General features: G+C 70.6%; 13 protein-coding genes. 9 read left to right on the top strand and 4 right to left on the bottom strand.

Annotation, left to right across the window (positions count from 1 at the left end):
- Nucleotides 1-38 precede the first annotated feature (38 nt).
- Both ABD732_RS08255 and ABD732_RS08250 read right to left on the bottom strand, forming a co-directional pair.
- On the bottom strand, nt 39-1,130 hold the full coding sequence (locus tag ABD732_RS08255) for a hypothetical protein (RefSeq protein ID WP_344782485.1): 1,092 nt from the start codon (nt 1,128-1,130) through the stop codon (nt 39-41).
- Nucleotides 1,131-1,324: 194 nt separating this feature from the next.
- Nucleotides 1,325-2,203 carry an Rv1157c family protein gene (locus ABD732_RS08250; RefSeq protein WP_344782483.1) on the bottom strand — a complete coding sequence of 293 codons (879 nt, stop codon included), beginning with the start codon at nt 2,201-2,203 and terminating at the stop codon, nt 1,325-1,327.
- Between the two features lie 208 nt (nt 2,204-2,411).
- On the opposite strand from ABD732_RS08250, the gene ABD732_RS08245 reads away from it, so the two are divergent.
- From ABD732_RS08245 to ABD732_RS08230, 4 genes are read left to right on the top strand one after another with little or no spacing between them, the layout of a single operon-like run.
- Entirely contained in the window at nt 2,412-3,437 is a 1,026-nt protein-coding gene (locus ABD732_RS08245) for a thiamine ABC transporter substrate-binding protein (protein ID WP_344782481.1), read from the top strand.
- Nucleotides 3,401-5,038 carry an ABC transporter permease gene (locus ABD732_RS08240; RefSeq protein WP_344782479.1) on the top strand — a complete coding sequence of 546 codons (1,638 nt, stop codon included), beginning with the start codon at nt 3,401-3,403 and terminating at the stop codon, nt 5,036-5,038. The genes ABD732_RS08245 and ABD732_RS08240 overlap by 37 nt, the downstream gene beginning before the upstream one ends.
- Nucleotides 5,038-6,102 carry an ABC transporter ATP-binding protein gene (locus tag ABD732_RS08235; protein WP_344782477.1) on the top strand — a complete coding sequence of 355 codons (1,065 nt, stop codon included), beginning with the start codon at nt 5,038-5,040 and terminating at the stop codon, nt 6,100-6,102. Before ABD732_RS08240 ends, ABD732_RS08235 begins: the two co-directional genes overlap by 1 nt.
- Entirely contained in the window at nt 6,099-6,509 is a 411-nt protein-coding gene (locus tag ABD732_RS08230; RefSeq protein WP_344782475.1) for an NUDIX domain-containing protein, read from the top strand. The genes ABD732_RS08235 and ABD732_RS08230 overlap by 4 nt, the downstream gene beginning before the upstream one ends.
- On the opposite strand, the gene ABD732_RS08225 is transcribed toward ABD732_RS08230, so the two are convergent.
- On the bottom strand, nt 6,483-7,124 hold the full coding sequence (locus tag ABD732_RS08225) for a TetR/AcrR family transcriptional regulator (RefSeq protein WP_344782473.1): 642 nt from the start codon (nt 7,122-7,124) through the stop codon (nt 6,483-6,485). The genes ABD732_RS08230 and ABD732_RS08225 overlap by 27 nt on opposite strands.
- Before the next feature lie 71 nt (nt 7,125-7,195).
- Here ABD732_RS08225 and ABD732_RS08220 point away from each other — a divergent pair, with 71 nt between their 5' ends.
- Nucleotides 7,196-7,831 (top strand): lysophospholipid acyltransferase family protein, encoded by a 636-nt coding sequence (locus tag ABD732_RS08220; protein WP_344782471.1) that lies wholly within the window; start codon nt 7,196-7,198, stop codon nt 7,829-7,831.
- A 414-nt stretch (nt 7,832-8,245) separates the two neighbouring features.
- Here ABD732_RS08220 and ABD732_RS08215 read toward each other — a convergent pair whose 3' ends face one another.
- On the bottom strand, nt 8,246-8,440 hold the full coding sequence (locus ABD732_RS08215; protein WP_344782469.1) for a hypothetical protein: 195 nt from the start codon (nt 8,438-8,440) through the stop codon (nt 8,246-8,248).
- Between the two features lie 153 nt (nt 8,441-8,593).
- On the opposite strand from ABD732_RS08215, the gene typA reads away from it, so the two are divergent.
- From typA to ABD732_RS08195, 4 genes are read left to right on the top strand one after another with little or no spacing between them, the layout of a single operon-like run.
- A complete protein-coding gene (gene typA, locus ABD732_RS08210) occupies nt 8,594-10,501 on the top strand; it encodes a translational GTPase TypA (RefSeq protein WP_344782467.1) in 1,908 nt (635 codons plus the stop codon).
- A 15-nt stretch (nt 10,502-10,516) separates the two neighbouring features.
- Nucleotides 10,517-12,445, top strand: a complete 1,929-nt coding sequence (locus ABD732_RS08205; RefSeq protein WP_344782465.1) for an ABC transporter family substrate-binding protein — start codon at nt 10,517-10,519, stop codon at nt 12,443-12,445.
- Nucleotides 12,442-13,293: an N-acetyl-1-D-myo-inositol-2-amino-2-deoxy-alpha-D-glucopyranoside deacetylase gene (gene mshB, locus ABD732_RS08200; RefSeq protein ID WP_344782463.1), complete on the top strand. Its 852-nt coding sequence runs from the start codon at nt 12,442-12,444 to the stop codon at nt 13,291-13,293. The genes ABD732_RS08205 and mshB overlap by 4 nt, the downstream gene beginning before the upstream one ends.
- Nucleotides 13,290-13,631, top strand: coding sequence for a hypothetical protein (locus ABD732_RS08195; protein ID WP_344782461.1), 342 nt, complete (start codon nt 13,290-13,292; stop codon nt 13,629-13,631). Before mshB ends, ABD732_RS08195 begins: the two co-directional genes overlap by 4 nt.
- Nucleotides 13,632-13,633: the final 2 nt, after the last annotated feature.

Raw genomic sequence — 13,633 nt, 5'->3', positions numbered from 1 at the left:
GGATGTGACGGGCTGGGTGTGAGATGGGGTGCCGCGGGCTACTTGGCCGGGGTATCGACGATGCCGACGGCCGGGAGGAAGTAGCAGGTGCGGCCGGCGTTGGTGGTGGTGCCGAAGACCGCGGTCAGGATCGAGCCCTGGCCCGTGTCCACGCGCGCCAGCCGGAGCGGCGCCGATCCGACCAGCGCCTTCAGCGCCTGCGAGTCGGTGACGTCGGCGAGCTTCTTCAGATCGGCCATGCCGCCCTGCATGGTGGCGGTGTTGAACCAGGCCACCTGGAAGCGGTCGTTGGTGTGCCCGGCCGGCGGGACCAGTGCGAAGGCGGTCTGGTCGGCGGTCAGGGCCGCGGTCAGTTCCTTGAGGTTCTCGTCGTCGTCCAGGAGATCGCCGAGCTGGCCGATGCCCAGGCTGTCGAGGAGTGTCTGGAGCGCGTCGCGCACACTCTCGTTGCCGACCTTGGGGAACGGCCCGGGCACGCCGACGGCGGGGGCGGTGACCAGCCCGAGCGGGTTGTCGTCGGTGGTGGGAGCGCAGAACGGAGCGAACGCCGGGGTCAGCACCTTGGCGCCGGTCAGCTTCTCGAACGCCTCCAGGCCGGTCGCGGCATTGGTCAGCGGGTCGGCGGCCTCGGTGGCGGACGCGGCCGAGGGCACCGGGGCACCCGGCGCGCCGGACGTCGCCGGATCGGTGGTGCCCGGGGATGTGGTCGTCGAATCGGGAGTGGTCGCCGAGTCCGGAGTCGCCGATTCCGGGCTGTCCGAGTCCGGGGTGGTGGTCGCGTCCGGAGTCGTGGGCTCGGGAGTGGTCGAGTCAGGGGTGTTGCCGTCACCGGGGGTCAGGGATCCCAGGTCCGGGCTGCCCTCGGCGCCCAGGATGGTCTGGAGCGTCTCGATCAGCTTCTGGTCGCCGCCGCTGGACTTGAGTGTCCGCAGGATCTCGGCCAGCTCGGCGTCTCCGGGGATCGACCCGAGGGAGAGCGATTCGAGAGAGCTGACGCCGCCCAGGGTGGCGCCGAGGGTCGACAGGTCCGGTTCGGCGTGCGCGGGGGCCGGGGAGGCGAGGGCGGCGCCGACCGCGACGGCGAGAGCGATGAGGCCGGTGCGAGCGGCGAGACGAGGACGTGTGGCCACGACAGGACTCCTGACAAGGGTCTGGGACGGATGTGACTGATGTTGCTCAAGTTAAAGAACAACAGTGTTGTTGTCTTTGTGCAAGTCGCCGAGTCCGTCCCGTGATCCGATCGCGACCGCCGGGAGACCGTCGGAGACGGCTGCGGCCCCCGCACCGGAGGGTGCGGGGGCCGCGGTCGAGTCGGCGGGGTGGATTAGACGATCGCGGTCCCGATGGTCGGGGCGATGGTGCAGGAGACCCGCTTGCCCTTGGTCTTGGTGGTCACGTCGCCGTAGATCGTCGACACGATCCGGCCGCGGCCGGTCTTGGCGATCGTGGTGAAGGTGCCGGGGCCCTTCTGCGCGTTGATCCGCGGGTTCGGCTGCAGCCGCTGCTGGCCCGTGCGGCCGGTGTCGACGTTGAGCCAGGACACCCACAGTGAGCGTGCGGTGTTCTTCTGCGCCGGGCCGGTGCCGAGGCTGGTGTAGACGTAGCCGGCCTGGCCGCGCTTCGGGCCGGGGGCCGGAGCCTGCTGCGGTCCCGCGGTCGCCAGTGCCATGCCCACCGAATTGCCGTTGCCGGGCATGCAGCCCAGGCCGATCGTCGGGTAGAGGAACTGCTGGATCCGCGGCTTGCGGGGGCCGGTCGGGATGTTCGGCGCATCCTCGTCCTTCTTCGCGGCCGGGGTGCTCAACGCGGCATCGTCGGCGGCGTGGACCCGAGCGGCCTCGCGGGCGCCCGGTTCGCCGAGGAAGTCGATCAGCTGACGGTAAGTGTCCGCGGCCTCGGCCGGCAGCAGCGGATTGTCGGCCAGCTTCCGGGCATCGGCGAGCAGGTCGGTGTTCACTTCGCCGTTCTCGTCGCGAGTGGCCGCGGAGCCGATCAGTGCCGGAGCGAAGGCGCCCAGTGCATCCAGCACCTGCCGGTCGACCTTGGGGGCGTTCGCGGCATCGGGGATGGGAAGACCCTGGCTCTGGTCGGCCTGGGGAGCCGGTGCGGCGGGTTCGGCGTGAGCGGCCGGAGCGGCGAGCGCGACGGCGGCGGCCAGAGCCACGGTGGTCACCAGAGGCCGGCGGAAACGTGCAAAGTGCACGGCGGAGTTCCTATCAATCGTGGACAGTCGTCTGCGAGGCAGTGTATCCACACATCTGTGAAACTACTGAGCCTGGTGTTGCAATTGTTATCTACTGAGGCCCAGGAGTCTCCTGAGGATTCTCGGGTATCCCCGGGGCCGCCGGCTCGGTAGATTTCTCCTCGGCTGTATCGCATCCGGTTGTTTCGAATCCCCAGCAGGAGACCTTGTGAAGAAGCTGTTCCGCCGCACACCGGTGGCACTGATCGCCGTCGGAGCTCTGCTGGCGACGGTGACCGCGTGTGCCGGTGAGTCCCCGGACGACACGGTCACCGTGCTCACCCACGAATCCTTCTCGCTTCCGCAGAAGCTGATCGACGACTTCGCCGCCGAGTCCGGACTGACGGTGAAGTTCGTCAAGTCCGGCGATGCCGGTCAGCTGTCGTCGGTGGTCTCGCTGAGCGCGGGCAAGCCGAAGGGGGACGCGGTCTTCGGCATCGACAACACCTTCGCCGCCCGGCCGATCGAGGCCGGAGCGCTGGAACCGTACGTCTCGCCGCTGGCCGCCGGCGGCGCCGATCAGTACGCGGTACCCGACTCGAACAACGAACTCACCGCCATCGACCACGGCGACGTGTGCATCAACGTCGACGACGCCTGGTACGACAGGGAGGGAGTGTCGGCCCCCAGTAGCCTCGACGACCTGAAGGACCCCCGGTACGCCGGTCAGGCCGTGCTGCTCGATCCGGCGACGTCGTCGCCGGGAATGAGCTTCCTGCTCGCCACCATCGGCACCTACCAGGACAAGGCGCCCGAGTACTGGCGCGCACTGATGGACAACGGTGCGCAGGTGGTCTCCGGCTGGGAGATCGCCTACAACCAGCTCTTCAGCGCGGGGGAGGGGCACGGCACCAAACCGATCGTGGTCTCCTACGCCAGTTCGCCGGCCGCGACGCCGGGAACGAGCGCCATCCTGTCGGGGTGCTTCGCCCAGATCGAGTACATCGGAGTCCTGCGGGGCGCAGCCAACGTCGACGGCGCTCGCAAGGTGATCGACTGGATGCTCGGGCCGCAGGTGCAGGCCGCCCTGCCGACGTCGATGTTCGTGTACCCGGTGACCGAAGGAACCCCGCTTCCGCCGGAATGGCAGCACCGCGCGCCGGCGCCGCAGTACACCGTCACCATGTCCCCGCAGTACATCAACAGCAACCGTGAGGAATGGCTGAAGGATTGGCGCGAGACCGTCCGGCGCTGAGCCGAAGAGGGCTCGGCGCCCTGGCGGCGCTGATCCCGCTGCTGTTCGTCGGGGCACTGTTCATCGCACCGCTGGCCGCGCTGGTCAAGCGGGCGATCGACGACGCCGATGCCGTCTCGCCGCTGGAAGCGTGGCGGCGCACCGAAGCCCTCGGGCTGCTCGGCATGACGGTCGGCCAGGCGGCCGCCTCCGCGGTCCTCGCCGTCCTCGTCGCCGCGCCGATCGTCTGGCTGGTCGCCACCGTCGACTTCCCGGGTGCCCTGCTGCTCCGCGTGGTGGTGACGCTGCCCTTCGTGCTCCCGACCGTCGTCGTCGGCGTCGCCTTCCGGGCCCTCGGCACGGGCCTGCTCGACGGTCTCGGCATGGACTCCGGTCTCGGGGCGATCCTGGCCGCGCACGTGTTCCTCAACGTCGCCGTGGTGGTGCGGGTGGTGTCGGCGGTCTGGCAGCAGATCGACCCGCAAGCCGTGGCCGCGGCCCGCACTCTCGGCGCCTCGCCGTGGCGGGCCTTCGCCGACGTGGTGCTGCCGCGGCTGCTGCCGGCGGTGGCCGCCGCCGCGGCGCTGGTGTTCTTGTTCTGCTCCACCAGCTTCGGCGTGATCGTGATTCTCGGCGACGGCCGGGTGCGGACCCTGGAGACCGAGATCTACCAGCAGGGCGTCGGCTACTTCCGCATTCCCGAAGCCGTGGCGCTCTCGTTCCTGCAGATTCTGCTGGTGGTCGGGGCGCTGATCCTCGCCCGTGTGCTGGGCCGGCGGACGCCGGCGACCAGCGACCGGGGCGCACGTCGCCGCCGGCCGCGTGGACTCGGCTGGCTGCCCGTCGCCGCGGTCCTGATCTGGACGGCGGCGTGGCTGCTGGTGCCGATCGGCTCGCTGGTGGTGCGCTCGCTGCGGCCCGGCGGAAGCTGGTCGATCGCCGGCTACCGGCTGCTGTTCGATGCCGAGTCCGGGACGTCGGTCGCCGATTCGATCCGGTACTCGGTGACCAGTGCGCTCGCGGCGATGCTGATCGCGGTGATGATCGGGCTGACCGCGGCGGTCGCCATGACCCGGCGGCGCGACCTGGTGGCCAAGACCGGTGCCGCGCTGTCGATCCTTCCGCTCGGCGTCAGCGCGGTGACTCTGGGCTTCGGCTACGTGGTGCTGACCACGCTGCTGCCGCGCGAGGTGGGGATGTCGCCGCTGCTGATCCCGGCGGTGCAGGCGCTCATCGCGATTCCGGTGGTGATCGGCATGACGGTGCCGGCGCTCGCGGAGGTACCGCCGCGCCGCCGCGATGCCGCCGCCGCCCTCGGTGCCGGGCCGGTCCGGGTGTTCTGCAGCGTCGACTTGCCGATGATCGGCCGATCCCTCTGCGCCGCAGCCGGTTTCGCCTTCGTGATGGCGATGGGTGAGTTCGGTGCCACCACCTTCCTGGCGCGTGCGAACACCACCACGCTCCCGGTACTCATCGGCGCGCTGATGGGCAGGCCGGGCGCGGACAATCTCGCCGCGGCGATGGCCGCCTCCGTACTGTTGGTCGGCGTGAGCGCACTGGTGGTCCTGTTCGTGGAACTGGCGGCGCCGCGCGGTGCGCAGGCCGCGGCGGGGGCGCGCTGATGGGAATTCTGCAACTGCGCGGCGTCACCGTCGGCTACGGCTCGACCACGGTGATCGACCACCTCGACTGGGCGGTGGGCACCACCCGCAGCCCCGTCACCGCGCTGCTCGGCCCGTCCGGATGCGGCAAATCGACCCTGCTGCGCGCGATCGCCGGCCTGGAGCCGCTGATCGCGGGCACCGTCGAATGGGACGGCCACGACCTGTCCCACGTCCCGGTCCACCGGCGCGACTTCGGGGTGGTCTTCCAAGACGGTCAGCTGTTCTCCGGGCGCACCGTCGGCCAGAACATCGCCTACGGTCTGCGGCTGCGCCGATGGCCGCGCGCCGCCATCGCCGCCCGGGTCGCCGACATGCTCGAGCTGGTGCAGCTGCCCGGCAGCGCCGACCGCCGGGTGACCGACCTGTCCGGCGGCCAGGCGCAGCGGGTCGCACTGGCGCGTGCGCTGGCACCGCGTCCACGGTTGCTGCTGCTCGACGAGCCGCTCGCCGCGCTCGACGCCCGGCTGCGCGAAGAACTCGCATTCGCGATCGGCGACATCGTCCGGGCCGCGGACACCCCCACGGTCGTGGTGACGCACGACCGCGCCGAGGCCGCGCTGCTGGCCGACGAGGTCTCGGTGATGCGAGACGGGGCGATCGTGCAGACCGCGCCGCCGGCGCACCTGTGGCAGCGGCCCGCCGACGACTGGGTCGCCGACTTCCTCGGCGCCACCCTCCTGGTGGACGCCGAGGTCGACGGAGCGAGTTTGCAGACCCCGTTCGGCGCGGTGCCGACGGCCGCGCTGGCGGGCGGACTTCCAGCCGGACCGTGCCGGCTGGCCCTGCGCCCCGAATCCTTACTGGCCGAATCCTTACTGGCCGACTCCCGGGGATCCGGGCCCGCCGAGGGCGGCCGGGAAGGGGTGGTGACCCATTCGGCGGCGCTGCCTGCAGGCCGCAGGCTGCGGGTGGCCACCGCCGGTCTCGGCGAGGTGGATGCGGTCACCGCCGAAGATCCGGCCGTCGGCGCCACGGTGCGGTTGCGCATGGATCCGGCGCATGTGGCGGTGATCGGACTGTGAGATACGTCGTCGCCGGCGCCGTGCTCCGCGAGCGGGGCGGCACCACCGAACTCCTGCTGGCCCAGCGGTCCTATCCGGAGGCCGTCGCCGGCCTCTGGGAGCTGCCGGGCGGCAAGGCCGAAGACGGCGAGGACCTCGCCGACGCACTGCGGCGGGAACTGCTCGAAGAACTCGAGATCACCGTCGAGGTGGGGGCCGGGCTCGCGGAGCGCGTGGTCTTGCGCGACGACCTCACCATGCTGGCGAGGTGGGCGCGGATCCTTCGCGGGACACCACACGCCGTCGAGCACCGAGGCCTGCGATGGGTCGGACCGGACGACCTCGAGCGGATGGCGCGGACCGGAGAGCTGGTTCCGGCGGACGAGGTCTGGGTTCCCGAGCTAGCGGCCGTGCTCCGCGACGACTGAATCGACCGCGGCGGCGACCAGCGAGCCGGGTTCGGTTGCGGCGTCGCCGAGCAGGTCGAACACCTGGTTGCCGTAGAGGACTGCGATCCCGTGGACGGCGGTCCACACCCGGATCGTCGGCCCCCAGGCCGCTCGACCGCTCGTCCCCGTACTCGATGGTTCGGTTTCCGCTGCGTCCCCTCCGGTCGGCGCGAGGGCGGCGGTGAGAGTCGCATGCAGGTCGCTGAGCAGTGGGAGCGTCGTCGCTCGGAGATCGGCGCCTGCGCCCCGCAGCAGGTCGTGCCGGAAGATCAGTTCGAACATGTCCCGGCGACGGGCGGCGAAGGTGACGTAGGCGACTCCGGCAGCGGTCAGTCGATCCGCGGGCGGACGACCGGGGACGGTAAGGGGGCCGCGAACCTCCTCCGCGAGGTCGGCGAGCCCGGCCGCGGCGACGGCGGCGACGAGCGCGCGGTGGGTGGGGAAGTGCCGTCGCGGCGCTCCGTGCGAAACGCCGGCCCGGCGGGCGATCGATCGCAGTCCGAGTGATTCGAGACCGCCCCCCTCGCCGAGGAGCTCGACGCCTGCGCGGATGAGGCGTTCCCGGGTGTCGGCGGATCCGCTGGGCGGGTTCATGGTGACAGTGTCTACCATCGAGGCAGTAGACAGTGTCTACTGCCTCGGCGTGGAGAGGAATGCGGGCGCCCGTGTGGTACTGGATCTTCAAATACGTGCTCGTCGGTCCGTTCTTGCGGGTGATCGCGCGACCGCGAGTCGTCGGCCTCGAGCATCTCCCGTCCTCCGGTCCGGTGATCGTCGCCGCGAATCATCTCGCGGTGATCGACTCGTTGATCCTGTGCCTGGTGCTACCGCGCCGCCTCGGTTTCGTGGCCAAGCGCGAGTACTTCGAGCGGCCGGGACTCATCGGTGCACTGCAGCGGTGGTTCTTCACGGCGGCCGGGCAAGTTCCGATCGACCGCGCCGGTGCCGCGGTGGCCGACGAAGCGCTCGACACCGCCTGCGCCATCTTGGCGGCGGGCGGCGTTTGGGCCATTCATCCGGAGGGCACGCGGTCGCGGGACCGGGTTGCGCGGCGCGGTCGTACCGGAGTCATGCGCGTCGCCGCCCGCACTGGAGCGTCGGTGCTGCCGGTCGGCCTCCGAGGCACTGAGCGCATCAACCCCTGCGGATCACGGCGGCTGCGGCCGGGGCGCGTCGAGGTGGTGGTCGGACGTCCGCTGCTCATCGACTTCTCCGAGACCGAGATCCGCGCAGCGACCGACCAGCTGATGCAGAGCATCGTCGTGTTGTCGGGTCAGCGATGGATCAACGAGTACGCCTGAGCCCGGTTGGCGAGTGTGAGGTTCGTCGTAGCCGGAGCACGAGGCTCCGCGCCGTCGGGCTGCCTTGGCGCTGCGGATGCGGCGTCCTCCACGGCGCGGGCTGTGGAGGACGTGGCTGTGTGGGCCAGAGTCGGGCGACAACGAGGGCGGTCCGCGAACTCGGGCGCTTTGAGTGACCCTGGAGGTCGCTCAAAGCGCCGAAGTTCCGAGGGGCCGGGGCCGGGCGGCGCGGTGGTCACCACGGGCCGCGGGTGTACCCCCGGGCACGTCCGGTCGGACGGCGGTCCGGCGCTGCGAGCGGCCGGCAGGACTGCCTCGAAGAGCCGTGTTGACCTGCGCGGATGATGGTCTGTCGGACCGGTCGCAGGCGCTCTGAAGTGAGGCGTCCGGAGAGGTCGGTCAGCCCGGACGTGCTCACCTCCCGACGCGGGCCGGGTTCTTCCGCGCCTTCTTGAGTTCCTTGCGCGCCTGCTTCGGCGTCATCGTCTCCAGGTCGAGCTTCTTCATCCGGTGGATCACCACCGGGCAGCGGAGACACCGGGTCTTCTTCTTGCAGCACTTCTTCTTCGGCTTGAGTCGTACGACCTTCGCCGGGTCCGGTTTCCCCATCCCCCCAGACTACGCTGGCCTGACCAGCAGCGGTGTCCGTCCAATCGCGCAATCGGGGGCGTTGCCGCTACCCTGATGAGGTTCATTTTCACCACGGGCTCCCGAGGGGCGCCGAGGCGTGCGTGAAAACAAAGAGAGCGAGAGAGATCTTCAGTGAGCGCTGACACCAACTTCCGCAACGTCGCGATCGTGGCGCACGTCGACCACGGCAAGACCACCCTGGTCGACGCGATGCTGCGCCAGTCGGGGGTCTTCGGCGAACGCGCCGAACTGGTCGACCGCGTCATGGACTCCGGTGACCTCGAGCGCGAGAAGGGCATCACCATCCTCGCGAAGAACACCGCCGTGCACCGCCGCCAGCCCGACGGCACCGATTACGTCATCAACGTGATCGACACCCCCGGGCACGCCGACTTCGGCGGCGAGGTGGAGCGCGCGCTGTCGATGGTCGACGGCGTGGTGCTGCTGGTGGACTCCTCCGAGGGGCCGCTGCCGCAGACCCGCTTCGTGCTGCGCAAGGCTCTGGCCGCGTCGCTGCCGGTGATCCTGGTGGTCAACAAGACCGACCGCCCGGACGCCCGGATCGGGGAGATCGTCACCGAGGCCCAGGACCTGCTGCTCGACCTGGCGTCCGACCTGGACTCCGAGGCCGCCGAGGCCGCCGAACTGGCCCTGGACCTCCCGGTGCTGTTCGCCTCCGGCCGCGCCGGTGTCGCCAGCACTGAGCAGCCCGCCAACGGCGAGGTGCCGCCCGGGGACAACCTGGATCCGCTGTTCGACGTCCTCATCAACAACGTCCCGGCCCCGAAGGGCGACGCCGAGGCGCCGCTGCAGGCACACGTCACCAACCTCGACGCTTCGCCGTTCCTGGGGCGTCTGGCGCTGGTGCGCATTCACAACGGCACCCTGCGCAAGGGACAGACCGTCAGCTGGTGTCGCGAGGTCGACGGCGAGCCGGTGATTCAGAAGGCCAAGATCACCGAACTGCTGCAGACCGTCGGCATGGACCGCGCGCCCGCCGAGTCCGCCGAAGCCGGCGACATCGTGGCGGTGGCCGGCATGCCCGAGATCATGATCGGCGACACCCTGGCCGACGCCGACAACCCGGTGCCGCTGCCGCGGATCACCGTCGACGAGCCCGCCATCGCCGTCACCATCGGCACCAACAGCTCCCCGCTGGCCGGCAAGGTCAAGGGTCACAAGCTGACCGCCCGCATGGTCAAGGACCGCCTGGAGTCGGAGCTGATCGGCAACGTCTCGCTGCGTGTGATGGACATCGGCCGGCCGGACGCCTGGGAGGTGCAGGGCCGCGGTGAGCTGGCGCTGGCCATCCTCGTCGAGCAGATGCGCCGCGAAGGCTTCGAGTTGACCGTCGGCAAGCCGCAGGTGGTCACCAAGCAGGTCGACGGCAAGATGCACGAGCCCTTCGAGTACCTCACCATCGACGTGCCCGAGGAGTACCTGGGCGCGGTCACTCAGCTGCTGGCCGCTCGCAAGGGCCGCATGGACCAGATGAACAACCACGGCACCGGCTGGGTGCGCATGGAGTTCACCATTCCCTCGCGCGGCCTGATCGGTTTCCGCACCGACTTCATGACCGAGACCCGCGGCACCGGCATCGCCAATGCCGTCTTCGCCGAGTACGGGCCGTGGGCCGGGGAGATCCGTGCCCGTCACACCGGTTCGCTGGTGTCCGACCGCGCCGGCTCGGTGACTCCGTTCGCGATGATCCAGCTGTCCGACCGCGGCACCTTCTTCGTTCACCCGGGTGACGACACCTACGAGGGCCACGTGGTCGGGATCAATCCGCGCCTGGAAGACCTCGACATCAACGTCACCCGCGAGAAGAAGCTCACCAACATGCGGCAGTCCTCCGCCGACGTGATGGAGACGCTCGCCAAGCCGATGCAGCTCGATCTGGAAGGCGCGATGGAATTCTGCGCCGTCGACGAGTGTGTCGAGGTGACGCCCGAGGTGTGCCGCGTGCGTAAGGTGCATCTGGACAGTTCGACCCGCGCCCGCGAGCGTTCGCGCGCGAAGGCACGCGACGCGAACGTCTGACGAACAGGAGTGTGGATGAGGAGCCGATTCGGCCGGCGCTGCACTGCCCTCGCGGTGGCCGGGCTGGTCGCCCTGACGGCGACCGCCTGCATGAGCGATCCACCGCCGCCGGTCCGGGAGACGCTTCCGACTCCGACACCCAACGAGTACCCGGACGAACGGACGGTCTATCTGGCCACCGACCCCATCGGTGCCGGATTCAACCCGCATCTGGGTGCGGACCAGAGCACCGTCACCACCGCGATCGCGGCGATGACGCTGCCGAGCCCGTTCGTGCCGATGCGCACCCCGGAGGGGGAGGTCTGGCGGCCCAACGACGCGCTGGTGACTTCGGCGGAGGTGACCAGCCGCGATCCGTTCACCGTCACCTACCACCTGGTGGACGACGCGCAGTGGTCCGACGGGCTGCCCGTCACCGGTGACGACTTCGCGTACCTGTGGCAGCAGATGGCCCGGCAGCCCAATGTGGTCGGCCAGGCCGGCTACCGCGCCATCACCCAGGTCCAGACCTCCGGCGGCGGCAAGGTGGTGACGGTCACCTTCGACGACGAGTACCCCGCGTGGCGAGAACTGTTCGCCAACCTGCTGCCCAGCCACAAGCTGCGGTCGGATCCGACCGGATTCCAGACCGGCATGGACAAGGGCAAGCCGGTCACCGCGGGACCGTTCGCGGTCTACTCGATCGACCGGGCCCGCGACGAGGTGCGCCTGATCCGCAACGACCGCTACTGGCGGACCCCGCCGCAGCTCGACCAGGTGGTGCTGCGCCGCGCCGGAACACTCCCGCAGATGGCCCAGACAGTCCGCAACGGCGACACCGGGGTGGTCGCGCTCACCGCCGGCCCGGCGAGTGCCGCCGAGGTCGCGGCCGTGCCGGGGGTGCGCAGCGATCGCATGCCGTCCACCCGGGCGCTGGCGGTGAACCTGAACACCCGCGCCGGGGTGATGACCGAACTGCAGGTGCGCCAGGCCGTGCTCGGCATGCTCAACGCCGATGTGATCAGCGCCGCCGCCGCCGGCGACGACGTGGTGACCCGGTTCGCCAACACCGTCTACATGCCATCGGATCGGGACTACTTCCCGGTCAACCGGGCGCGTCCGACGCCCGAGCAGATCGGCCAGTGGCTGACCGCCTCCGGATACACGCGGGGCACTCCCCGCGAACGGGCCACGCCCGTGCCCAGCGTCTCGGGAAGCTCGGAGGTGCCGTCTGAGTCGGCCACCACCCCGACTCCGGCGCCGACCAGCGAGGTCAAGGACGTGCCGGAACTGCCTTACGGGGTCGCGCCGTACGTGAAGGACGGTGTTCCGCTGGTGGTCCGGATCGGCGCCACCAATACCGACCAGCGCACCATGTCGGCGGCCGAGAACATCGCCGACCAGTTGCGCGGCCAGGGAGTGCGCGCGGTGGTGCGCCCGCTGACCAACACCGAGCTCTACGGCCAGGCCCTGAGCGGGGCCGCCGTCGACCTCGTGGTCGGCTGGAACTCAGCGGGCATCGATCCGGCGACGGCACTGGCCTCCCAGGTGGGCTGCCAGGCACCGCCTGAGGGCACCGAGGCCGGCGCCCACACCGTCGAGCCAGAGACCGACCCGGCCGTCGATCACAGCGTCCTCCCGACCCCGACGGGCACCAGCGATCCCACCGCACCCCCGGAGAGTGGTGCGCCCGACCGGTCCGACGTGGACGCCGCCTACATCGGCAACACCTCCGGGCTGTGCGATCCGCAGCTGATCGCCCTGGCGGCGCGGGCGATGACCGAGACCGACCCCGAGCAGACGCTGACCGAGGCGGAGTCGCTGCTCGCGGCGCAGGCGGTCTACCTGCCGATCTATCAGGACAACGTCTTCATCGGGGTCACCGACAAGGTCACCGGGGTACCGCTGACCGGCCCGGTGCAGGTCGGGATCTTCGGCGACGCGGCCCAGTGGAACCAGTCGTGAGCGGTCGGCGTCTCCTCGTCCTGCACGCCCACCCGGACGACGAGTCGATCATGACCGGGGGCACCATCGCCCGGTACCTGGCCGACGGCGCCGACGTGCGGGTGCTCACCTTCACCCTCGGCGAGGAGGGCGAGGTGATCGGTGAACGCTGGGCCCACCTGATCGCCGACGAGGCCGACCAGCTCGGCGGCTACCGGATCGCCGAGCTGACGACGGCACTCGCTGCCCTCACCCCGCCGGGCCGTGAGCCGCCGGCCCCGCGTTTCCTCGGCGGTGCCGGCCGCTGGCGCGACTCCGGCATGGCCGGAACCCCGTCGGCCGAGCACCCGCGGGCGCTGGCGCAGGCCGCGGCCGCGGATCTGGCCGCCGCACTGACCGAGGAGATCGTCGACTTCGATCCGCAGGTGATCGTCACCTACGACGCGGCAGGCACCTACGGCCACCCCGACCACCGGCGCGTCCACGAGATCTCGCGGCTGGCCGTCCCGCAGGCCGCCGAGCGCCTGGGACACGATTTCAAGGTGTACGAGTCGGTGACCGGCCGCAGTGCACTCGAGGCCGGCCTGGCCGCCATCGGCGACGTGCCCGCCGGCTGGCGCCGCCCCGAACCCGGCGAACTGCCGAGCTACCCGGACGAGCAGGTGAGCGCCGAACTGGACGTCTCCGGCGTGTACCGCCGGAAGGTCGACGCGCTGGCCGCGCACGCCACCCAGATCACCGTCGCGCCCTCCGGCACCGAGTTCGCCCTGAGCAACGACATCATTCAGCCGATCCTGCCGACCGAGCACTTCCTGCGCGTGGACGCCGACGGCGGGCGGGAGACCGACCTGTTCGCGGGGCTGCCGTGACCGCGGCCGACGGTGTCGAACTGGCGCTGCTGGTGGTGGCCGATGCAGTCCTGACGGTGCTGTGCTGTGCCTTCCTGATGATCTCCCTCGGTGCGGTGCCGTTCCCGATCACCGCGCTGATCGCCGGTGCGGCCAACCTCGGCTTTCTGTGGCTGGCGGCGCAGTACACGTCGTCGCCGTGGCGGTTCGCGCCACTGGCGGCGTCGGCGCTGGTGATCGTGATCGCGATGGTGCCCGGGCTCGGTGGTTCGTCCGCCTGGATCACCGGCCTGCCGCTGATCCTGATCCTGCTGTTCGGCCTGGGCGTTCCGGCGTCGGTCGCCGCCCGGCCGCGCTGATC

The organism is Gordonia caeni, assembly GCF_039537105.1.
GTDB classification, from domain to species: Bacteria; Actinomycetota; Actinomycetes; order Mycobacteriales; family Mycobacteriaceae; genus Gordonia; species Gordonia caeni.
The sequence above is the reverse complement of the archived record's forward strand: the minus strand, read 5'-3'. Positions and strand labels throughout refer to the sequence as shown.

What these genes read in the sequence shown, in the direction of transcription:
- ABD732_RS08205 (WP_344782465.1), top strand. Translation starts at nt 10,517, where the DNA reads ATGAGGAGCCGATTCGGCCGGCGCTGCACTGCCCTCGCGGTGGCCGGG.
- ABD732_RS08225 (WP_344782473.1), bottom strand. Translation starts at nt 7,124, where the DNA reads ATGAACCCGCCCAGCGGATCCGCCGACACCCGGGAACGCCTCATCCGC.
- ABD732_RS08240 (WP_344782479.1), top strand. Translation starts at nt 3,401, where the DNA reads ATGGCTGAAGGATTGGCGCGAGACCGTCCGGCGCTGAGCCGAAGAGGG.
- ABD732_RS08235 (WP_344782477.1), top strand. Translation starts at nt 5,038, where the DNA reads ATGGGAATTCTGCAACTGCGCGGCGTCACCGTCGGCTACGGCTCGACC.
- ABD732_RS08215 (WP_344782469.1), bottom strand. Translation starts at nt 8,440, where the DNA reads ATGGGGAAACCGGACCCGGCGAAGGTCGTACGACTCAAGCCGAAGAAG.